We start from the raw sequence: 22,133 nt of genomic DNA, 5'->3' as shown, positions 1-22,133 counted from the left end.
TTTCTTGAGGAGGTTTTATGCCGGAAGATGCACAGCGGGTTGACTCAGAGATTGGGGAAAAGCTTGCGGGCAAATATCTCACATTTCATTTGGGAGATGAGTCATACGGTTTAGGAATTTTGAAAGTACAGCAGATTATTCACATGCAGGATATTACGGCTGTTCCGAAAACACCGGATTTCATTGCCGGGGTAATCAATCTTCGTGGAAAAGTTATTCCCGTGGTTGAGTTACGCCGGAAGTTTGACATGGAAACCATTGCGTATACCGATGATACGGTGATTATTGTTGTCCAAGTAGAACGGGAGGAAGACACCCTTATCATGGGGGTTATTGTAGATGGGGTGCGTGAAGTTCTGGAGGTTTCTTCAGACCATATTGAGAAAACCCCTGCCTTTGGCACTGCCGTTGACACTGCCTTTATTCTTGGTGTGGCAAAGCTACAGGAGAAGGTAGTGATGCTTTTGGATATTGACAAGGTACTCTCATCAAAAGAGATTGAAACTGTTTCAAACATCACAGAGTAAGGAGTGTTGTATGTCAGTGAAAAATATGAGCCTTAAAATGAAGTTGATCGGCGGGTTTGGTATTGTTGCCGCCATCACTCTTATCGTGGGGGCTGTGGGGTTGTGGAGTGTGAATACCCTTGATGGCCGTCTTGAAGAAGTGGGGGAAGTACGCCTTCCTTCTGTACAGAATGTGTTACGTATGGAGGCCTCCCTTGAGGAGTTGTCTACCCATCTTCGAAGCCTTCTTATTCCCGGTCTTACCGTGGAGCAACGTCGTGAATATTATACGGATATTGCCGATGCCCGCCGTCGATATCAGGATGCCTATGATATTTTTGCGCCTCTTCCCCAGACTGATGAAGAAGCACGGGTGTGGGAGCAGTTTGAACGAGAATTTCCCCGTTGGGCAGAAGTAAATGATAATATATTGGATCTCCACCGTGATTTTGATGGTATGGGTATTACGAACCCACAAGAGCTTGTGAGTGATTTACAGGAGTTTCGCGGAGATCACTACGCCCTAGAAGTGCAGGTGGCAAATCTTATCTCTGCAGGGGAAGAGTTTCAAGGGGGGGAAGACCCCACGGCGTGTAACTTCGGCCGCTGGATACCGGAGTTTGAGACAAACAATCGGGATCTCCAGCGTTTGATTACCCGTATGGCGGAGCCCCATGATAGATTTCACGCGGCGGTGCATGACATAAAGCATGCTGTTGAAGCAGGAAATACTAATCGTGCACAACAGATTTTTATTAACCAAATGCAGCCGGCCTCTGATGACGTCTTTGACTATTTTAACCAGATGATAGAAATGGCCCAAGAGGCAGAAGTGTTGTATGAAGAACTCTATGCGCTTACCATGGAAGATTCCTACGAATATCAGCAGGAGGTCTTTGGGTATATTAATGAAACGGTTCGTGTTAATTCCCGGGTTGCCCAAGAAGCGATGGCTGCGGCAAGCCGGGATGCAAATATTGCCGTCGTTCTCGCTGTTTTTGGGATGATTGCCGGAACAGTTATTGCTCTGATACTCGGATTTACCCTTGCTCTTACGATTAGCAAAGCCCTTGAAAAAATAATTGCTGAACTGGGCAGTGGTTCAGAACAGGTGGCTGCCGCCTCTGAACAGCTCTCTTCTTCATCTCAGACCCTTTCCCAGGGGGCAAGCGAGCAGGCTTCCAGTATTGAGGAAGTATCCAGCAGTCTTGAAGAGATCTCTGCACAGAGTAAGCAGAATTCTCAAAATGCTCAGGAAGCCAATACTCTTTCAAAAGAGGTGGAAAGCCGAAGTAAAAAGGGTGCTTCAACCATGAACGATTTGAGTTCTGCCATGGATCAGATTAAAAAATCTTCCGATGAGACTGCAAAAATTATCAAGAGTATTGATGATATTGCTTCTCAAACAAACCTCTTGGCTCTGAATGCCGCCGTGGAAGCTGCCCGTGCCGGTGATGCAGGGAAAGGCTTTGCCGTTGTGGCAGAAGAGGTTCGTAATTTGTCTCAGCGTGCAGCTGAAGCGGCAAAAAACACGGCAGCCTTGATTGAACAATCCCAAGGGTATGCGGAAAATGGGGTGTCTCTATCCACTAAAACCCGTGAATCAATTAGTGAAATTATGGAGAGTGCCGGTAAGGTCTCTGCCTTGGTTGATGAGGTAAATGCGTCAAGTGAAGAGCAGACACGCGGGGTTGAAGAGATTAACAGTAATGTTTCTCAATTGGATCAGGTTACCCAGGAGAATGCTGCCAATGCAGAAGAGTCAGCCTCTTCCTCTGAAGAGCTTGCTAGTCAGGCTGAAAGCCTTTCGGCCATTGTTGATGACCTTGGGCAGCTTATTTATGGTGTTGGGGCTCAACAAGCACAGTCGTCTCGTGGAAGAGATCATCGTCCTGCAGCTCCCAGCCATCGTGTGGAACATCGGCAAAATCATGGTTCTTCTAACCATGGTTCTTATCACCCGCCGGTGAAGAAACAGCAGGTGTCTCGTGAGGTCCACCCTGATACGGTGCTTCCCATGGATGATGAGGATTTCGAAAAGTTTTAAGAAGTTTTTCCCTTTTCATCTTTCTATACGGGAAAATTTTACTCCATGGGGTAAAATTTTCCCGTTTTTTTGTATCTCCACCGCAGGGACACAATGTTTTTTTTGGCATTGTTATTGCTTTAAAATGTTCGTGGAGGTTGACTATGATACATGGAGTAGTACATTCAAATCCGGTAAATCGGGTTTTAACAAAGAGTTTAGGCGCTCGGGCTGAGAGAAATTCCGTTATTGCAAATAATATTGCCAATGCGGAGACGCCCGGTTTTCAGCGCAAAGAGGTGCGTTTTGAGGATCACTTGCGTCGTGCCCTCGATAGTCGAGCTCTTCGCGGTAGTACCACACAAAAGAAGCATCTTCCCTTAGGCTCTACGCGCCCTGAAGAAGTGAGTCATCGTGTGGTTCGCCCCAATGACCCCACTCTTCCCAGCGGTGTTAATAATGTCGATATTGATACGGAAATGGCCGAATTGGCAGAAAATGAGATCGGTTTTCGTTATGCCGTAAATTTTCTTAATGGGCGGCATCAAAAAATGAATGCTGCTATACAGGGCAATAGTGTACAAGGGTAGGCTAAATTATGAATGAATTACGCGGTATGTTTTCAGGGTTACATGTGAGTGCATCTGGTATGCGTGCTCAGCGAGTTCGTCAAAACACCATTACCTCAAATCTTGCCAATGCGGAGACCACTCGTACTCCTGAAGGAGGGCCGTATAAACGCTCTTTTCCTGTATTTAAGGCGCAGGGTGAAGTGGCTCACGACGAGTATTATAAGGAGGGACGTCTTGGCGGTGTGGCAACACAGGAAAATCATTTCCGCATTGCCGACTATCGCGAATCTTTGCAAAATTTAAAAACCGGTATGGGCGTAGAAGTTGCTGAAATTCGTAAGGATTCACGTCCTCCGAGGATGGTACATAATCCAGCCCACCCTGATGCAAATGAAGAAGGCTATGTGGCTATGCCGAATATAAATATCGTGGAAGAAATGGCTGATATGATTTCTGCAAGTAGATCCTATGAGGCTAATGTAACAGCCTTTAATTCCACGAAGAACATGCTCCTTGAAGCATTAAAGATTTAAGGGGGTAGTTCATGCGTATTGATGGAATAAACAGTATCGATCGGTTTCACTCTGTGGTAGACCAGGTGCGTCAGCGTGAAGAACCCGTATCTCCGTCTTCTGTACAAAAAAAACAGGCAGGAGCTACTAATTCGCGTCTTCCGCGAGGCTATTCTTCAGCACCTTCCGTGGGAAGTCTCTATGAACGACTCTATGGAACAGGGGCACAGTCCGCTTCCGGTAGAGCAGAAAAACAGGTTCTTTTGGGGGGTAATTTTGATACGTATGCTTAAACAATTTGCCATAAGGAGCATGAGATGAATCTGAATTCTGTGGGCGGAGCTGATTCGGGGCTTCCCGTACATCCGAAAGGAACGGGACAACTTCGTGGAACAGGGGAAGGGCCACGATTTAAGGATACCTTAAATCGATTTGTCTCCGATGTAAATTCTATGCAGAATGAGGCCGACGATTCGATACAACGTCTTGTTTCAGGAAAGACATCTGATGTTCATACTGTTATGAATACGGTGGAAGAGGCGAAAATCGCCTTTAACATGATGATGGAGATTCGGGGAAAGGTCCTTGATGCGTATAATGAACTAATGCGGATGAGACTATAGTAAAACGGGGGATATATCATGGGTGATTTTTTTAAAGAACTAATTTCGCAGATAGCCCTGATTTGGGCAAAGCTTTCTCTTCAACAGAGGGTAATACTCTCCTCTCTTGTGGTATTTATGTTTTTGGGGTTGTTTACCCTAATACTGTGGGGAAGTATGGGGGCAACAGCTCCAGGGCGTGATTATCGTGTACTACATCGCAATGTAGCTTCGGAAGATATGGCTGATATTGTCGATGAGCTCACGGCGGGGCAATACGACTATGAGCTTCGCAATGACGGACGGGATATCTATGTACAAAACCAGGATTTTTACGCTGCTCGGATGCTTCTTGCACGGGAAGGAGTTCCCGCAGGACGTAATTTTGGGTATGAGCTGTTTGATCAGAACAGTTTTGGTATCACCGATTTTGAGCAAAATATTCAGGCGCGCCGTGCCTTAGAGGGTGAGTTAACCCGAACCATTGAAGCCTTAGATATTGTTAATCGGGCACGGGTACATCTTGTATTTATGGAATCTTCCCTCTTTCAACGTGATCAGAAGCAGGCAAAGGCATCTATTACGCTGGATCTTCGCGGAGGGGGAGAGCCCAGCCGTGAACAAATTCGTGGTATTACCTTTCTTGTTGCGTCCAGTGTGCAAGGGTTGGAACGGGAAAATGTATCTATTCTCGATTCTCATGGACGCCTGTTAACTTCACCCTATGAAGAAGACTCCGCCCTTGGAATGAGTTCGCAAAACATGGAAATTCAGCAGCAGGTAGAAAACCGCCTCACTCAACGATTAGAAACGCTTCTTTCACGGGTTGTTGGTCGTAATAACGCCACTGTTACGGTGAGTGCTGATCTTAATTTCGATCGTATTGAAGAAAATTCTGAACGATATGATCCAGACAGCCGTGTACTTCGATCTCAGGAGATAAACGAGCGTGCGGTTACGAATGCTCCCGATGGGGATCAGTCCAGTGAGAGTATTGTGAGTAATTATGAAATAAATCGCACCTTAGAGAAAGTAATTCGTGAGGTTGGTAATGTGAATCGTCTCTCCGTTGCTGTGGTGGTAAATGGCAGATATGAGGAGAACGAAGAGGGAGAACGTGTGTTTGTTCCCCGGTCTGATGAAGAGTTGGCAAGTCTTGAAGAGTCAATTCGCAGTGCCGTTGGATTTAATATGGATCGGGGAGATCAGATTTCTCTTACGTCCATGCGCTTTGATACCTCCTTTGAAGAGCAATTTTACCATGAAAAGACGACCATTGGCGGGTTTGAAGTACAGGAAATGGTGCAGTACCTTATTTTAGCAGCCCTCCTTTTTGCAGCCCTCTTTGTTATTGTAAATATTGCCAAAGCAATGTCAGATGCAATGAATCCACCCTTGCCTGAGGTAGAATTACCCAAGGATATTCAAAGCGAAGAGGAGGTTGTTGATATTCCTGAAAATATAGCCCGTTCGAATGAACTCCTTGAAAAAGCAGAGGTTATGGCGGAGAATGATCCGGGCAATGTTGCAAAGATTATTCAGGATTGGTTGAATGAACCAGCTGTGAGTAAAGAGAAATAATCCTTGATTCTATGCCTCCCTTATGGTATACTGAGGATTATTATTTTACGGGAGATGTATGGTGCATAATATTGCCGATGGTGAAGGAAATGAACGCTACAGTAAGCTTCTTGCAACTGTTACGGGGGCACAAAAAGCTGCCATCGTGATGGTTGCCCTGGGAAGCGAAAGTTCCACCATGGTGCTTAAGCATCTAAAAGAAGATGAGGTAGAGCGTCTCACCACGGAAATAGCTCGTCTTGAAAGCGTGTCCCCTGAAATACGTGAAGCGGTACTGGATGAATTTAGCACCCTCTCCGTGGCGTACCAGTATATCTCGCAGGGGGGGACAGATTATGCACGAAAAATTCTTGAAGAAGCCTTAGGGCCTCGTCGTGCAAAAGAAATCATGCAGCGGGTGTACGAGCAGATTCGTACCACTGGATTTAATCTCCTTGAAGAGGTTGATCCATCGCAGTTGGTAAATTTCATGCGCAATGAACATCCTCAGACAATTTCTCTGTTACTTGCCCATATGGGGTCTGAACAGGCCGGTAAGATTCTTTCCGAGCTTCCTCAGGAGGTACAAGTTGATGTGGCTTCTCGTATTGCCACCATGGAAAGCGTGTCTCCCAGTACTCTTAATCTTGTAGAAGAAGTGCTGTTAGAACAAGTTAAGACCCTCTTTGGGGGTGATGTCTCAGAGATTGGCGGCTTTAAATCTGTAGCAGAAATCCTTAACAATGTTGACCGTGCAGCGGAGAAAAATATTCTTGAAAATCTCGAACGCGAGAGCCCCGATTTGGCAACAGAAATCAAAAATCTCATGTTTGTTTTTGAGGACATTCTTCTTCTGGATGATTCTTCCATGCGTAGATTAATGAAAGAAATTGATTCTAAAAATCTTGCCACGGCCTTAAAGGGTGGTTCTGAGGAGATCCAGGAGAAGTTCTTTAATAATATGTCGAGTCGTGCTGGAGATATGCTTCGTGAAGAAATTGAATTTATGGGGCCTGTACGTCTCAAAGATGTAGAAGAAGCACAGCAACAGATTGTTGATAAGGTTCGCCAGCTTGAAGAAGAGGGAGAAATATTTATTAGCGGTCGTGGTGGTGAAGATGAGATTATTGTCTAAGGAGTATGGGTCATGAGTGATGATAGAAAGGAGACCAGTCGCCTCATTGATGAGCTTCTGCAGAAAAAAGACCCTGCCTTAGTGGGGATGAAAAAGATTCTTAAGCAGAAGCGCGCACAGCGACCGGAAACATCCTATGCTCCTCATGTACCGGAAGTTTTTGGAGAATTTCAGAGAGATGATGATGATTACCGTATTTCTTCAGATACAAGCACCGATCGAGACTCTCTTTTTGATGCTGATGAGGAAGAGATTATTCGTCAAGAACAGCAAATTCTTGAACTGCAGGATCAAATTGAAAAATTACAACATTCGGTAGAACAAACGCGCAAAGTGGCATATGAGGAAGGGGTGTCAGCGGGCCGTGCCTCTGCTGAAGAAGAGTTTTCCCATGATTTATCAGAGCGGGTAGGCAGAATAAATGAGGAACACGCTCAGCACATGGCTCATGCTCTGACAGAACAGATGGAAGATCGGGAAAAACAGCTTCGCTCGCTTCAGCGGGATATTTTGAATGTGGCGACCCTCATGGCAGAAAAAATCGTCGAAGATAGTCTTGTAAAGACCCCGGACTTTGTATATACATCAATTAAAAAAAGCCTCAAATATCTGAGTGGCAACAGTCGGGTAGAGATAAAGGTTTCTCCGCAGGAGTATGAACGGGTGCGGGAGAAACTCGATGAATTTTCTCAAAAATCTGAATACATCACCTCAGTGGTGGTTTCTTCGTCGGAGAAAATTTCTCCCGGTGGGTGCCTTGTGGAAACAAATACGGGAGTAATCGATGCAACGATTGAAGGGCGTCTTGAAAAAAATCTCCGGTCTCATAGAGGCGACCTATCTTGAAATGAACAGTGCAGAGAGTGATGATGCATCGGTGGAGAACGCTTTGTGAAAACTCTTTTTTCGGAGATTGAACGAACCATACGCGGGTGTGACCCCGTGGTAATTCGTGGGCGTATTACAGAAGTAATAGGGTTGCTTATTCGTTCTTGTGGACCCGGAGCATCCATTGGAGAAGTGTGTCACATTCTTGATCGGTCTGGACAGGTTGTCGGTCGGGCTGAAGTGGTGGGATTTCGACGCAACGACACTCTCTTAATGCCCCTTGGAACCATTCATGGACTGATGCCGGGGTTTACGGTTGTTTCAACGGGAAAACCCTTGGTTGCCCCCGTAGGAGATTCATTACTGGGACGGGTGGTAAATGGTCTTGGTGAACCCATCGATTCTAAGGGACCTTTGTTATGCAGGGAAGAACGCTCTATTACTGCTCGGATTCCCCCGCCCTTACAGCGAAAACGGGTCCGTTCCATTTTTGAAACCGGGGTGAGAGTGATTGATGGGGCCTTAACCATGGGAGAAGGGCAGCGTATGGGGATATTTGCCGGCAGTGGGGTCGGTAAAAGTGTACTGCTTGGTATGTTTGCGCGAAATTGTCAGGCCCATATTAATGTGATTATCCTGGTGGGAGAGCGGGGGCGGGAAGTCCGCGAATTTATTGAACGCGACTTAGGCGAAGAGGGCTTGCGTCGTTCCGTGGTTGTTGTGGCAACCTCCGATCAGCCGGCTCTCATACGGGTAAAGGCCACGATGATTGGGGCCGCCATGGCTGAGTATTTTCGAGATCAGGGAAAACAGGTAATGCTGATGTGTGATTCGGTTACCCGTTTGGCCATGGCACAACGCGAGATTGGCCTTACCATTGGAGAGCCACCGGCTTCAAAGGGGTATACTCCCTCGGTATTTGCCATGCTTCCTCAGTTCCTTGAGCGTGCCGGTAATGCCCGTGATGGTTCAATTACAGCGCTATATACAGTGTTGGTTGAGGGGGGCGATATGGATGAACCTGTGGCAGATGCTGTGCGGGGTATCTTAGATGGACATATCCTTCTTTCACGAGAGCTTGCGGGAAAAAATCATTATCCTGCCGTGGATGTACTGCACAGTATTTCTCGGTGTCAAAAAGAGATTATTGATGCGGAGCATGATTCTGTTCTAGGGCAGGTTCGCGATCTTCTTGCGGTGTATGCAAAGAATGAAGACCTTATTACCATTGGGGCATATGAAAAGGGGAGTGATCCGAAGGTTGATCGTGCTATTGCCATGATTGATCGTATTACCGCCTTCCTTCGTCAGGGTATCTCTGAAAAAAGCAGTTTTGATGCTACTCGTTCCGATCTTCTTGCTCTTCTGGAGTAGGTGGTGGAGCGTTTTTCCTTTGACCTACAGACCGTGTTGAATCTTCGTCTTCAAGAAGAAGAGAAGGCCATGAATGAAGTTGCTGCCAAGGAAGCAGAGTATCAGCGGGCACTGCAGGGACGGTCACACCTTGAGAAATCTCTCATTACCTTTTTGCAAGAGCAGCGTCACGCACGGGCCTCTCAAAGTGCTCTCTCGTTTCGTCACTCCGTGAGTTGGCGGCGGGATATACAAAGCTCCTTACGAGAAAAAGATCGTGAGCTTGCTGACATTCATCGGGATATTTGCCGAGCACAGGAACGACTCAATGAAATTACGCAAAAACGGAAGATCCTTGAAAAATTACGCGAGAAAAAGGAGTATCAATGGAAACGAAAATATGCTCGAAAAGAGCAGGAATTTCTTGATGAACTTGCGCAAAATCAATTTCGTCAACACCGTGATGAGGCATCTCTATAATCCGCTCATCTCCTTTCTGTACCCTCCTATTTGTCCAGCCTGTGGTGCCATGCGATTGGAAGAACGCTGTTTTTGTGATCACTGTAGTAAACAGGTTCACACCACTTCCCTATATGGGGAGCGCCTTGAAACAAGGGGGCCCATTGTACGTTCCTATCATTTTTTCCCCTTCACTGACGAGATTCGCTCCCTCATTCACCAGCTAAAATATAAGGGAGATCGTAAATGTATTGAGCGGTTTCTGAGTGAGGTTGAAACGCGTATTGACTGGTCTTTTTTTGCAGAGGCCGACTTCCTTGTTCCACTGCCCCTTCATCCCTATCGACAGATAAAGCGCGGGTATAATCAAGCAGAACTGGTGAGTCGCGCTCTTTCAGAAATTACGGGCGTTCGCACTCGTACATGTATGATTCGCTCGCGATATACCCGTACCCAAACACGGAAAACCAAGGGTGAGCGGTATCGCACCATGAGAAACGTCTTCGCGCCACACCCCCGTTTGTTTTGTCCGGAAGCTCGTCTCATTCTTATCGATGATGTACTCACCACGGGAGCAACCCTGGAAAGTTGTGCAGAAGCAGCCGCAAGTCAGGGGGCACAGGACATTCGGGCATGTACCGTGGCACGGGTCGAATGATTAAAAGAGGGTTCCCACGTAAATATGCAAGACAGGACCGCTCATTTGCGTAGATGCTGTATAGGATACAGGGGCGGCAACATCAATATGGCCGGTGACATTTACGGTGTGATTACGAATACGCAGACCTCCTCCCGCACCGATTCCCCATTCAACCGTAGTTCCATTTGTATTCCACAGACGACCGGCATCCATAAAGAGAGCGCCATCAAGAGACACAGAAAGGGGCAGAACACGGGAAAATCGTTTTTCCAATGCTCCAACAGAGATTGTTTGTACGGGAATGAGTGGAAAGGTGAATTCTCCTGAGCCAAAGAGTCTATTTTCCGCCCCTACATTCTGTCCCAATGCTCCTTGCGCATAGCCACGAAGACTCTCTTCGGAGCCAAGGTAGAGATATTCGTAGGGAGTTCGAGAGCCGCGAAGGGTTATGTCTGATACAATGCGGCCGGAGAGCATCATGGAGGGCGGGGAGAGATGATAGATTGCGGTAATATGATTTTTCCACTGCGTATTCTCTGCGGTAAAATCATGTATCTGCGGTGCTGTCAATGTATTATCAGCAAGTTCCCCATCTACATGCATGGTATGGCGACCATGACCGAGGGAGAGGCGATACAGGAGGAGCAAATGGGCTTCGTGAAACCGAACAGTATCTGGTGGTGTGTGGTTTTCATAGCGATAGTATCCATGTTGTATTCCGCCGCCAAGGCCAAACCATGGGGTATGATACCGAACAAAGCGTAGGGCAGAGCGAGAATAATACGTTGCATCCCACTCTTCAAAGGGCGAAAAAAAACTCCCTGATTCAAGGGACATGTGAAGGTGTGATTTGAGCGAGAGTATCTGTCGAAGTTCCAAGAGAATACGTTTCATACAGAATCCCCGTAAATGGAGGCTGTACCGCCGGAGATGTTCATGGGAATAGTACTGTACACCACCTTGTATAAGAGGACGTGCCTGGATAGATTCTCCATGTTTTTTTGAGACAGCCCCTCCTCCAAAGCCAAAGGGAACGATTGTTGGCTCTGGAATACCGTGGAAGTATATCGTGTCTCCCTTTTGTTCGTAGTGATATTTACGATAGTGATTCATACGTTGTATATACGTATGTGCAGTTTCTCCGGGCACGTCATGGGTGAGTTCAGCCATGGTACGTGAGAGCTGAGAAGTGTCTGCAAAATGAAGTGTGACTTCCTGGCCAATGAGGGGAGTGGTAGTAAAAAAAGAAGGATGGGTACGACACGAAGCCATAGCCATCCCGGTAAATAAGGGAGAGAACAGTTCGTAAGCCGGATTTTGTTCCAATAGTTCATTGGGGCAGTCATTTATCTGGCCTCCAAAGGGGGCATTGAGCGACCCACCTGAGAACGGGGGAGCGAACAACTCCCTTTCCCCTGAGGGAAAATTCTCTGCTTGGTCTTGCACCGGGCAGGGTTTACCATATGGAAGATCTTATCCTTCCGTTTCACTTCTGACTCCGCTCTAGCAGAGCCGACTTTTATCTGCGGCACTTTCCGTAATACCGAAGTATCCCCGGGGCTTCTCCCGGTACCCTGTTCTGTGGTGTCCGGACTTTCCTCACCGTATACGGTGCGACTGCCAAAACTGTTCTCTCCATGTTCACGAAAGAAAATACATCTTCCCTTAGGGGGTACTGAATTTTTCCTGCATTTCTTTAAAAAAGTTCTGAGAAAATTCTTGGAACTCCTCTTCTTCCTTTTCTCCCGGTGGCGCATCAAGATATTCAAGGGGTATTTCATGAATAAAGCGAGATTCTCGCACTTCAAGAGATTTATTTCGGAAGACTTTACTCTTTGGATAGGTGAGAAATAGTTTTTCCATGGCCCTGGTCATGCCGACATAAAATAAGCGTCGTTCCTCTTCAAGTCCCCCGCCTTCAAGGGCTTTGGGGCTGGGAATAACAGCATCATCAAGGAGCACCATGAACACCACGGGGAATTCAAGGCCCTTTGACTTATGGAGCGTAAGCAGGGTAAGCCCGCTGCCCTGGTCTGTTTCTTGTCCTTTAATGATAGTAAAATGTTGGAGGAACTCTCCGAGGGTCGGAGAGCTACCTTTCTTTTTTGCTGTATAGACATACTGGTCCATGGCGTGGCATAGCTCGTCGATATTGGCAAGGCGGGGTTCAAGAGATTTTTCTTTTCCATAGATTTTACGAACGGTCTCTCGGTATTGAATATGATTGAGAAGTTTGTCCAAAAGCCCCGCAAGATTTTCTCCTTTTTGAAATGCCGTGATGTATGGTTGGGCAAAGGAGGCGAATTCCCCTATTTTCTCACACTGCATGCCTTGCAGCCCGTGGATATCACGCGGTCGAAGGAAGGTCTCCCAGAGAGAGCATGACCGTTCTATGCAGAGCTCTTCTGCTGCTTTTAGTGAGGCTGCGCTAATTCCGCGATCAGGTACCTTTAGAACGCGCTGAAGGCTCAGCTCATCTTCCTGATTATTAAAAAAATGTAAATATGCCAGGATATCTTTCACTTCCTTACGATCAAAAAAACTGGTACCGCCATGGATATGATAGGGGATCCGCCGAAGACGCAACTCTTCTTCAAAGCGTCGCATATGTGCGTTGGTGCGAAAGAGGAGGGCCTGTTGATCGTAGCAATACTGCCCGGTACGGTGAAATTCATATACTTGATCAACCACCCATTGTACCTCATCATCTTCATCATCACCGCGGTAGGTTACAATGGGGTCGTGGCTTCCGCGATGGGAAATAATTGTTTTTGCCTTGCGTTCGCGATTTTTCTGAACAACCCCTTGTGCTCCTTGGACAATTTCTTCGCTGGAACGATAATTTGTTGTAAGATAGATGGTGTTGCAGCCGGCAAAGAGATAGGGAAAACGAAGAATATTGGTAATTTTTGCTCCTCGCCATGAGTAGATTCCCTGATCGTCATCTCCCACTGCCATAATATTCCCGTGGGGTTCTGCCATAATTCGTGCCAATTTCATTTGAACGGTGTTGGTATCCTGAAATTCATCTATGGAGATATACCGATAGCGTTGTCGAAAGGCGTCGCGTACATGGGGATGCTCATGAAATAGACGAAGCGGAAGAAGTAGAAGGTCGTCAAAATCGACGGTTTGCTGTTTTTGCAGTAGTTTTGTATAATTCGTATATACCTTTGCAGTTTTTCGTTCTTCCGGTGTAAGTGCGTCGAAGGTGTGGGCGTGAAGATGGTCATTTTTGGCTAAAGATATGGCAACACCGTAGTCTTGTGGTTTTCCTCGGGCAATTGTTTTTCCACTATGGCGCATTGCTTTCTTGAGCTGGGCAATTCGCTCATGGTCAGAGAGTATTTTAAAATCTCCTTTCAACCCGATATATTGACCGTACTCACGAAGAATACGCACGCCGAGGGAGTGAAACGTCGCAATGGTCATGCGGTGAGCTGCCGTACTTCCCACAATACGGCCAATGCGGGTACGCATTTCTTTTGCCGCTTTATTTGTGAAGGTAAGAGCAAGAATCTCCTCTGGTTTTGCCAGTTTCTTTTCTACTATTCTGCAAATACGATAGGTGAGAACCCTTGTTTTTCCTGATCCAGCTCCGGCAAGAACAAGCAGAGGACCTTCGGTATGAAGTACCGCTTTTTTTTGATGTGTATCAAGTCCGCTTAGATCCATGACCATCCTTTTTGGCTGGAAAATAGTATTCGCCCTGGTAAAATAAAAGGAGTCTATTTATCAAAGAGTGCTCGCGTTGGAAGGTCTTCAAAGGAAACCGGGGGACGTTCTTCTGCTGGATAGCCGAGAGAAATAAGGGCTTCAATACGCAGGGTGGGGGCGGTAATTCCCAGCACTTTTTTTACATAGCTTTCTGAGTCGCCTTCGGCACATTGACGATTGCGAATCTGTATCCAGCAACTACCGAGATTGCAGCTTTGTGCAGTGAGTTGCAGAAGAATTGCCGCAATGGAACAATCTTCAATCCATACATCTGTTTGGGATTCATCAGCACCAATCACAATGGCGAGAGGAGCTTTTCCCACGGGGGCAGAGCCGGAGTTTTTTGAATGACTGAGTTGGTGAAGTAGCTCTGAATCTTGGACAAACCAAAATTTCCATGCCATGCGGTTTCGCGACGTGGGCGATCGGAGCGCTGCTTCTTTGAGCGTTACAATGGTCTCTTCCGGAATGGGAGTGTTTGCATAGGTTCGTATGGTACGTCGTCTTCGTAAGAGCTCTATCATTTTTACTCCTTTATGGAAAGGGATAGATTATTTTATCCCTATGATCAGTATAAAAAATATAGATAAGAGTTTTGGAAAAACAAAGCAGGTTTTAAAAAACCTTTCTCTCCATGTTGAAACCGGTGAGGTTTGTGGCCTTGTGGGGCTCAATGGAGCGGGAAAAACCACCCTCATTCGTCTCTTGACTGGAATCTTACGTCCCGACCACGGTGAGATTTCTCTTATGGGGTATCGCCCCGGTGTCCCAGAGGTGTATCGTTCTGTTTCGGTACTTCTTGAACATGATGGGTTTAATGGGAACCTTTCCTTTGCAGAAAACCTCCTTTTTTTTGCACGCTGTCGTCGTATGTGCCGCGCAGAGACAGACCTCTATGCCAAAGAATTTTGGAGTGATCTCTGGTCTCGTCCGGAAGGGGTGAAGCAGTATTCCCGCGGAGAACGTTCTTTATGTGGTTTGGCTCGTACCTTTCTCGGAAATCCTTCCATTATTATTCTTGATGAGCCCACAGTGGCTCTCGACCAGCAGGGACAAAGGCGGTTTCATGAATTGGTAAAAAAACATCGTACCCAGGGTGCAACCATGGTTGTTAGTTCACATAATCAACAAGATATTCGTCCTCACTGTTCCGCCATAGCGCACCTTACGGATGGACAGGTCACGAAGAAACGGGTAGAGACTGCAGATACTCTTTATCTCTCTTGTTCAGATCCACGGGGAGCTCAAGATATTTTGCATCGTGCCGGTGTTTCTTCCTTTCGACGTGAAACAGGTGTCGTATTTTCTCATGAACCCCCCAAGAAAGTGGCAGATCTTGTGGTTGCTCTCGTAGAGGCGGGAGTTGCCATCTATGAGCTGCGTCGTGAAGATTCTTTTGCGGAGTTATCCCATGACCTATGAACTTTTCCTTGTTCTATCTCGAGAGCTCTCTTCGTTTTTTAAAGGGGGAAAAACCGGTGCTATACTTCTTTTGTTTACGGCCTTTGTCTGGTCCGGCTTTATTGCCTTACGTATGAGCAGTTCCCTTGCTGTTGAAGGAGTCTTATGGATCTTGTTTTTCTCCTTTGTTATTACCGCTCATTTTACAACTCCAAGCTTTGTACGGGAACGCATGGCCGGTACAATGGAGATCCTCTGTATCTCCGGGATTTCACGGAGAGCGATTCTTGGGGGGAAACTTCTTTTCTGCTGCCTTGCAGCAACAAGTGTGGGGGCCCTTTCCTTAAGCGCCGTTTTTGGTATTCACGGGATGATCTTTTCTTCACCTCCTCCTCTTTCCTTTGGTGCAGCGTTTGCGTTTCTCTGTATCGCAAATGTGCTTCTTGTCTCCGCCGGCGGTTTTTTTTCTACCATTCTTACACGTCCTCGGTTGGTACAATTTGCCACCTTGCTTCTTCTTTTTGCCCTCTCCTTTTTATACCTGTTCTATGAGTTCTTTTTTCCTGAACATACTCTCCTTCTCTATGGTGTCTCCATGCTTGCTATTTCTTGTGCGGCCGTGGTTGGAACAGATCGTCTCTTTCAGAGTGAAAAAAATTGTTCAGCCCCTTGAATATTGAGTGAGAGATCTTTTTATTAGAAATAAAAAAAAGAGTGCTTCCTGTTTTTTAATATCCTATACTATATATGCAAGGTATTATACGGGGAGGGTATATGCGCCTGTGGCAAATGATTCCAGCTGTGTGGAGGGATATTCCCTCTCTTATTCGTCCTCGGTATGCACGAATCGTTCCGCATAGTACCAGGGCGCGGGGTATTTCTCTCCGTGACTGGAATATTTATATGGCATATCCAGAGCTTTCATCGGGATTGTACCAAGAGCCCTTTCTCATAGATTTTCGGGAGCTCTTCCGTGTTTTTGGCAAGAGAGAATTAGAGATCCTTAATACATACACCGTAGGACAGTATCTCCGTCGCGGTCGCCACTGGCAGGGGAGTTTCTATTTTCCCCAATCGCTCTATAAAGATAGCTGGTTTGGTGTATTTTTTGTATTCGATGATGAGAAGCATCGTGGTCGAGATTTTATGTTGCTTGATCCCTATGGTGATCCTCGTAATCCGGAAAATATTTCTCCAAATGCCTTGGAAGAGCTTCCCCGCGTAGACCAGCGCTGTATCTATTTTTCCAGCAGGCAGGTTGAAAAATACAGTCTTGCAGATCTTGAAACAGATTTTTTATGGAAAATACTGCGGAAGTCTCTCCACGTATCAGCAGTGATGCACGCGGAAGAAAATGGTGTTCCCTTGATGTACTGTATCATACCAAAAGTGCCTTGCCTGATACACGTGTGGGCACACTTTCTCTCTTTGATTCGATACGTTCATACTGTGGGCTTCCTACGGAGTCAATTTATGACACCGTAGATCCATGGCACGAGGTTTATCTTCCTGGATGTGTTCATGGAACCTATTTTCCTTCCGAAACCCAGCCGTTTTGGGCTGTTTGTTACTATTGTGGCAGTGCGTTTACCACGCTGCAGGGTGAATATATCTCAACGTGGGAGGGGACGGATCTTCCCCATGAGTATGAAACCTATTTTAGAAACCTCCGTATTGTTCCACTCTCTTAAATTTCCGTAAATTCTTCTCCGGGCAATTCCATGTCAAATTGAACACCCCCTTCGGGATTGGGATAACAAGTGATCGAGCCACGGTGCTTTTCAATAATTCGCTTAATAATACTCAACCCAAGACCTTCTCCGGGAATATCTGTTCCCGCGTCGCCGCGATAAAACACATCCCATATGCGCTGGAGGTGTTTCTCAGAGATTCCACGGCCGGTATCGGTGTATGTGTAGAGGCTGTTCTTAAACCTGTTACTACTGGTCACGCTAATATGAAGCGGGCGTTCTTCTGAGCGGTATTTTATTGAGTTTGATATAAGGTTTGTAAAGATTTGCATGAGAAGTGTCTCGTCGCCGTAACAGGAGTGGGTGATCTCTACCGAGTAGGTGGCATTTACTTGATTAAGCTGAAACTGCTGTGCGACAAAGACGTTTGTAACAAGCGTATCCATGGCAATCTCCGTGATGTTCATTGGCTGGCGTCCCGTACGAGATACTTGCAATAGCCCATTTATCAAGGCATTGCTACTTTGCACATTGCGATGAATAAAATCAAGATTTTTGGGTAGACTTTCTGTAATAATTGTTCGGGCCGTATGAAGATCTTCTTTTCTGGGGGAAGAGTCTTGTATCAGTGTACTGAGGGTTGTTATATCGGTGTGTACGAGCCTGCTGAATCCTTCTATATTCACCAAGGGCGTGCGGAGATCGTGCGAGGCAACGTAGAGGTAGTTTTCTAACTCACGGTTCTTCCGCTTTATCACCTCTTCAACTTCTTTCATGGCTGTAATGTCAGTTGTGACCGTGGCAAAATCGTCTTGTTCCAGAGGTACTGCAGAGATTGCAAAATGTTTCTCCAGAGGCTGATAATGTCGTGTATAGACATGGGGTTCTTTTGTTTTTACCACCTCGGCATATTCCTGTAGATACGGGGGAGGTGTGGTGCCATAGACTTCACTTGCATAGCGTCCTACAGATTTCTCCCGGGGTATTCCCGTATTGGCAATAAAGGCGTCGTTACTATCGGTTATACGGTAATCGACGGGGGATCCCTGAGCGTCATATACTAGTGTATGAAGCACGACCATCTCGGTCATGGAAGAAAAGAGGGTTGACAGTTTCTGCTGACTTTTCCTGAGAGCACCCTCGGTTTCTCGTAGTCTATCAATGGTATGAAGAAACCGAAGTAAAAGCAAGCACATACCTACGCAGAGGAGCATGGCAACGAAGATAAATATGTATGTTCTTCGTATCAAGAGGTGGCGTGCGTTTTGTACTTCCGTAATATCATGGATAATTGAGAATAGGTACGTTTCTCCTTTATGATGGACATCACTGCTGAATACGGCAACATCACGGAGAGAACCATCATGCAGCCGATGGGTAAATTCAAAGTAGACACGCTCTCGAGACCGTGCATGTGCCATTTCCTGTTTCACCGCCTCATCAGAAAGGGTGTTGATATCCTGTATTCGTTTTTGTCTCAGCCTTTCTAGGGGCCAGCCATAGAACGATTCAGCCGCAGGATTCGCATCATGAATGATGCCGGTTTCCGGGCAGATAAGAAGAGTTACTGCTTCGGTATTTTCAAATACACTTTTGAAAAATGCTTCCTGTTCTTTTCGTGCGGTAATATCAAGGGCGGTAAAGATGTAGTTTTTATGTGGATCTTTCCTCATGGTTGGCGTAACTGACAGAAGAATGTCGGACTCTTGGGCAGTACGATCAATCCATTTTGTTTCAACTCGTGCCAGATCTCCCCGTTTCATGGCGGAAGAAATGGTATCCATAACTGTACGGTATGATTCTTTTGTAGGATAGAGACTACTTTTAGGCTTTCCCATGAGATGTTCTTGCGAGTAGCCGGTATGCTCTAAAATATATGTATTTACGTGGCTGATAACTCCCTCTGAGACAACACCAATCCCCACGGGAGCCCCTGCAAGAATGCCGTCCAAATACTCTTGAGTTTCCGCAAGATTCTTGATGACCTGGGGGATGTTCTCAGAGAATCTTTTAAGACTTTCATGATTAAAGTGTAGAACCGGTGTTTCTGAAAGGATAATCCCGAGAGAGTCCATATCAACTGCTTCTGTAAGAACATCTACTACCATGGAACCCAATTTCTGTCCCATATGAATGTCGTTGGCAGAAAATCCTGCAAGGGCTCCATATTCTACGGGGAGATCTGCATAGGAAAAAAAGGGAGTGTTGGGAGCAGCTTCAATAATTTTTTTAGCGTTATCCATAAGTAGAGCTTGAGAGCCAAGTAATATACCGTAGTCTTCCGGGACGGTGTCTATACTCTGTAGAACTGTTGCAAGGGTATCACAATAGAGTGGTTTGATAGTGAGGGAGAGTTCTTGGGCGGCACGGCGGGATTGTTCTACGTCTATTTCTGCTGCGGGGTGGCCTTTTTCAACCAGCAGAATGTAGTGAGAAATAGTGGGGAGTACTTCCCGAAACATACTCAGGCGAAGCGCTGCGGGAACGTAGTAGGAAACTCCGGCAAGATTAGTTTCCGGGGAATCGAGGCGGGGAGCAACCCCCAGTTTCACCGGGTGAGTTGTTGCCCCAATAAATGTGGGGATTGGGCGAGGGCGATTTTTAATACTGCGTACGGTACTACTTCGTAACAGGATCATGGCGTCACAAGTTGTTTCAAACTGAGAAATAACTGAGTCGAGGGCATCTTCATGGGGAAGATTGCCTTTTACCTTGAGACGAATTGGTAGAGGCGCCTGTGCAAGACTGTTTTCTATTCCTTGAAGATACCGCTTTGACATTCTGGATCTTCCCATCCACGCAACCCCAAGGGTAAGGGAATCCTCCGCAGAAGCTGTTGACATATCTCCGAAAAGTAACAAAAGGGTAAGAAACAAAAGGAGTGCTCTGTGTGCGTGCATAGTATCTCCAAGGATATACTCAAGGACTCATTCACAGAGTATCATAAAAGAAAGGGACAGGCAAGGATAAAGTGAGCGTCTTAGAAAGTGATTGACGTACTGAGATGAGGTGAGATACCGGGATGTTCAAAGCCGTAGACCTCTTCATAGGAAGTATTAAAGAGGTTTGATATGCCCAGTGTCAAGCTGCCGGTAAGACGTGAATGGTTTTGTAACAGATGGAGGAATAGAACCAAATCAACTACGGTGGTAGGATCTACTGTCTTTACGAGGGGGCCATCAGAGGAATCAGAGAGAAGAAACTCTCTCTCTCCGATAAATCTTCCTGTAAGGCGTGCGCCCCATGCTTCGCTTTGGTCATAGAGAATGGCCATATTTCCCTTTACTCCCGGAAGCCCGAAGAGGGTATTTTCCGGGGCTTTGTCGAAGGTGGAATCGCTGGTACGTGCAGAATTTTGGAGGGTGATCGTACCGGTTGTGGAGAAATGAGAGGGGAGCTCCGCGGCGACAAAAAATTCTGATCCAAAGATATCAGCTCGTTCAATATTGTACACATAATGGGTTCTTTCGAAATTGGGAAGATGTTCTAGATAGTCGTGGATGAACATGGAGTAGAGAGAGCCTCCGAAACGAGTGTTTTCGGGAGGGAGGTCATGCGCAAGGGAGAGCTCAACCTGTAGAGACCGCTCTGCCGAAAGTGCCGGCCGTGCATTGTCCTGGTGTCCGTTGAAAAACCAGTGATGTTCTCCATTGCTCGGAAAGCGTGTCGCCAGGGCAGTAGCAAGGGTAAGGCGGGTTGTCTCCCAAGGAAAAACGCTTATGTGAGCGGTGGGGCTGAGATGGGTCAAGGTGACCGCTTCCCGTTCAGAGGTTTCACTATTCGTTCCGGAGAAATGATCGAGTCGTGTTCCTGCAGAAGTATAGATTTTACCGGAACGCAGCCAGTGTGAATATTGAATATAGGCCCCACAAAGCCGGGCGGATGTCTCTCTTTCAGGGGTGCTACTGAGCGACGAGAAGGTGTGATGATTGAGGACATAGGTGGTATCCATCTTTTGAACTCGATCCATCTCGTGGCGGCGGACTTCGCCATCAAATCCTACGGTAAGAGTGGATCGGTTCAGAGCAATATCTGCTGAGAGATCTGCCGTGGTAGTACCGGCTTCGGGAAGAAGGCTTCTCTGGAACACTGTTGAGGCCGTGTCTCTACGTGATTGATATTGCTCTTCACGCTTTGTATCGAGACGATTTATGTGTCCCTGTACGGTAAGGTTGTTCCATGTTTTTTCCGCTGATATGCTGGTGGACAGAGAAGTGGTTGTAATATGACTTCCTTCTCCATACTGAAGAGAGTCCTTACGCGGAATGGTGCTACGCCATCGTATGTCAGAGGCGGGAATTCCCGCTTCATTACTTTCAGGATATGAGGAGTCGTACCACGGATCTTCGGGGCTGTTGTGGAGGGTAATGCCACGTTCAAAGACTCCTCCCTGAAGACCGATGGAGAGGAATAGGTCCTCTGGGGTGTGGTAGGAAAGATGCGTGATAAAAGAGTGGTGGTGGGCGTGGGTGTTTCTTAAAAAGGCATCACTGTGCTGTGTTGCAAGGCCCGCCGTAAGGCTGAGCTGTGAAGAGATCGGGTGTTTATGAAGAACCTGCAGTTGTGATGTTTTCGGGGAAAAGAGTGGGGATCGTGTGAGATCAAGTATGCCGTAGGAGCCCCGAATGGTAGTACTTCGCTCTGGTATGTCCTGCGGCATAGAGAGATGCACCACCCCTGCGGGGGCATTGCCATACCGAACATCTCGATAGCCGCGGATAATTTCAATTTCTTCGATGGCATGACTCGTAAGGGCGGCCCAATTTGTATGTATACCTCCTTTAAACCCGCTTCCCCGTTGAGGATGTCCATTTATGGTAACCATGCTATGACGATCGTCCAGACCACGGAGATAAATCATGTTTCGTCCCATATCACCGGTTACGGAAGGGCGTGAAGCGTCTATTCCTGTCTCTTCAGTAAGGAGGTGAGCGACACTCTTGTCAGGAGATATGGTTCTCGAATGGTCAACAGAGAGAATGGTTGCTTCTATAAAAGATGGGGGGCTTAGAGAGGTATCCAAAACTGTAATCGGACCTATCTCATGGTATTTTTCTTCATGGCCCGTGACTCCCGTGTAGGCAAGAATGGTAAGAAGGATGAATGTATATATCCGCATGATAATCCTTTT

The 22,133-nt window shown here is 46.6% G+C and carries 20 protein-coding genes and 1 other RNA gene; 15 read left to right on the top strand and 6 right to left on the bottom strand.

Going from position 1 to position 22,133, the window contains the following annotated elements:
• The first annotated feature begins 17 nt into the window (after positions 1-17).
• The 12 genes from CALK_RS06225 (at position 18) to CALK_RS06170 (ending at position 10,211) form a co-directional block, all read left to right on the top strand.
• Positions 18-527: a chemotaxis protein CheW gene (locus CALK_RS06225; protein ID WP_022636818.1), complete on the top strand. Its 510-nt coding sequence runs from the start codon at positions 18-20 to the stop codon at positions 525-527.
• A gap of 10 nt (positions 528-537) precedes the next feature.
• Complete coding sequence (locus tag CALK_RS06220; protein WP_022636817.1) at positions 538-2,553, top strand: methyl-accepting chemotaxis protein; 2,016 nt, start codon at positions 538-540, stop codon at positions 2,551-2,553.
• A 143-nt stretch (positions 2,554-2,696) separates the two neighbouring features.
• Positions 2,697-3,122: a flagellar basal body rod protein FlgB gene (gene flgB / locus CALK_RS06215; protein ID WP_022636816.1), complete on the top strand. Its 426-nt coding sequence runs from the start codon at positions 2,697-2,699 to the stop codon at positions 3,120-3,122.
• 8 nt (positions 3,123-3,130) lie between these two features.
• Complete coding sequence (gene flgC, locus CALK_RS06210) at positions 3,131-3,637, top strand: flagellar basal body rod protein FlgC (RefSeq protein ID WP_022636815.1); 507 nt, start codon at positions 3,131-3,133, stop codon at positions 3,635-3,637.
• 11 nt (positions 3,638-3,648) lie between these two features.
• Positions 3,649-3,909: a hypothetical protein gene (locus CALK_RS06205; protein ID WP_022636814.1), complete on the top strand. Its 261-nt coding sequence runs from the start codon at positions 3,649-3,651 to the stop codon at positions 3,907-3,909.
• Positions 3,910-3,933: 24 nt separating this feature from the next.
• On the top strand, positions 3,934-4,239 hold the full coding sequence (fliE, locus tag CALK_RS06200; RefSeq protein WP_022636813.1) for a flagellar hook-basal body complex protein FliE: 306 nt from the start codon (positions 3,934-3,936) through the stop codon (positions 4,237-4,239).
• Between the two features lie 18 nt (positions 4,240-4,257).
• Positions 4,258-5,799, top strand: coding sequence for a flagellar basal-body MS-ring/collar protein FliF (gene fliF, locus CALK_RS06195; RefSeq protein ID WP_022636812.1), 1,542 nt, complete (start codon positions 4,258-4,260; stop codon positions 5,797-5,799).
• 58 nt (positions 5,800-5,857) lie between these two features.
• Positions 5,858-6,913: a flagellar motor switch protein FliG gene (fliG, locus tag CALK_RS06190; RefSeq protein WP_022636811.1), complete on the top strand. Its 1,056-nt coding sequence runs from the start codon at positions 5,858-5,860 to the stop codon at positions 6,911-6,913.
• Positions 6,914-6,925: 12 nt separating this feature from the next.
• Positions 6,926-7,759, top strand: a complete 834-nt coding sequence (locus tag CALK_RS06185) for a FliH/SctL family protein (RefSeq protein WP_022636810.1) — start codon at positions 6,926-6,928, stop codon at positions 7,757-7,759.
• A 45-nt stretch (positions 7,760-7,804) separates the two neighbouring features.
• Complete coding sequence (locus CALK_RS06180; RefSeq protein ID WP_022636809.1) at positions 7,805-9,115, top strand: FliI/YscN family ATPase; 1,311 nt, start codon at positions 7,805-7,807, stop codon at positions 9,113-9,115.
• Between the two features lie 3 nt (positions 9,116-9,118).
• Positions 9,119-9,574 (top strand): flagellar export protein FliJ, encoded by a 456-nt coding sequence (locus CALK_RS06175; protein ID WP_155851809.1) that lies wholly within the window; start codon positions 9,119-9,121, stop codon positions 9,572-9,574.
• A 49-nt stretch (positions 9,575-9,623) separates the two neighbouring features.
• Positions 9,624-10,211 carry a ComF family protein gene (locus CALK_RS06170; RefSeq protein ID WP_022636807.1) on the top strand — a complete coding sequence of 196 codons (588 nt, stop codon included), beginning with the start codon at positions 9,624-9,626 and terminating at the stop codon, positions 10,209-10,211.
• On the opposite strand, the gene CALK_RS12865 is transcribed toward CALK_RS06170, so the two are convergent.
• The 4 genes from CALK_RS12865 to CALK_RS06155 form a co-directional block, all read right to left on the bottom strand.
• Positions 10,212-11,465: a BamA/TamA family outer membrane protein gene (locus tag CALK_RS12865; RefSeq protein WP_162146708.1), complete on the bottom strand. Its 1,254-nt coding sequence runs from the start codon at positions 11,463-11,465 to the stop codon at positions 10,212-10,214.
• 18 nt (positions 11,466-11,483) lie between these two features.
• An RNA gene (rnpB, locus tag CALK_RS12560) (RNase P RNA component class A) lies at positions 11,484-11,827 on the bottom strand.
• A gap of 31 nt (positions 11,828-11,858) precedes the next feature.
• Positions 11,859-13,868, bottom strand: a complete 2,010-nt coding sequence (locus CALK_RS06160; protein WP_022636805.1) for an ATP-dependent helicase — start codon at positions 13,866-13,868, stop codon at positions 11,859-11,861.
• A gap of 53 nt (positions 13,869-13,921) precedes the next feature.
• Positions 13,922-14,434, bottom strand: coding sequence for a nitroreductase family protein (locus CALK_RS06155; protein WP_022636804.1), 513 nt, complete (start codon positions 14,432-14,434; stop codon positions 13,922-13,924).
• 40 nt (positions 14,435-14,474) lie between these two features.
• On the opposite strand from CALK_RS06155, the gene CALK_RS06150 reads away from it, so the two are divergent.
• The 3 genes from CALK_RS06150 to CALK_RS06140 all read left to right on the top strand — a co-directional run bounded on the left by CALK_RS06150 (position 14,475) and on the right by CALK_RS06140 (position 16,796).
• Positions 14,475-15,332, top strand: coding sequence for an ABC transporter ATP-binding protein (locus tag CALK_RS06150; RefSeq protein WP_022636803.1), 858 nt, complete (start codon positions 14,475-14,477; stop codon positions 15,330-15,332).
• A complete protein-coding gene (locus CALK_RS06145) occupies positions 15,322-15,984 on the top strand; it encodes a hypothetical protein (RefSeq protein ID WP_022636802.1) in 663 nt (220 codons plus the stop codon). The genes CALK_RS06150 and CALK_RS06145 overlap by 11 nt, the downstream gene beginning before the upstream one ends.
• A 101-nt stretch (positions 15,985-16,085) precedes the next feature.
• Positions 16,086-16,796, top strand: a complete 711-nt coding sequence (locus tag CALK_RS06140; RefSeq protein ID WP_022636801.1) for a hypothetical protein — start codon at positions 16,086-16,088, stop codon at positions 16,794-16,796.
• A 202-nt stretch (positions 16,797-16,998) separates the two neighbouring features.
• On the opposite strand, the gene CALK_RS06135 is transcribed toward CALK_RS06140, so the two are convergent.
• Together CALK_RS06135 and CALK_RS06130 are read right to left on the bottom strand one after the other, a co-directional pair.
• The gene (locus CALK_RS06135; protein WP_162146707.1) at positions 16,999-19,845 is read right to left on the bottom strand and encodes an ABC transporter substrate binding protein; all 2,847 of its coding nucleotides are present in this window, start codon (positions 19,843-19,845) and stop codon (positions 16,999-17,001) included.
• Between the two features lie 137 nt (positions 19,846-19,982).
• Complete coding sequence (locus tag CALK_RS06130) at positions 19,983-22,121, bottom strand: TonB-dependent receptor (RefSeq protein WP_022636799.1); 2,139 nt, start codon at positions 22,119-22,121, stop codon at positions 19,983-19,985.
• Positions 22,122-22,133 lie beyond the last annotated feature (12 nt).

The sequence above is a fragment of the Chitinivibrio alkaliphilus ACht1 genome (assembly GCF_000474745.1).
Classification (GTDB): domain Bacteria; phylum Fibrobacterota; class Chitinivibrionia; order Chitinivibrionales; family Chitinivibrionaceae; genus Chitinivibrio; species Chitinivibrio alkaliphilus.
Note: the sequence above shows the minus strand (reverse complement) of the source record. Positions and strands in the feature narration are given on the sequence as shown.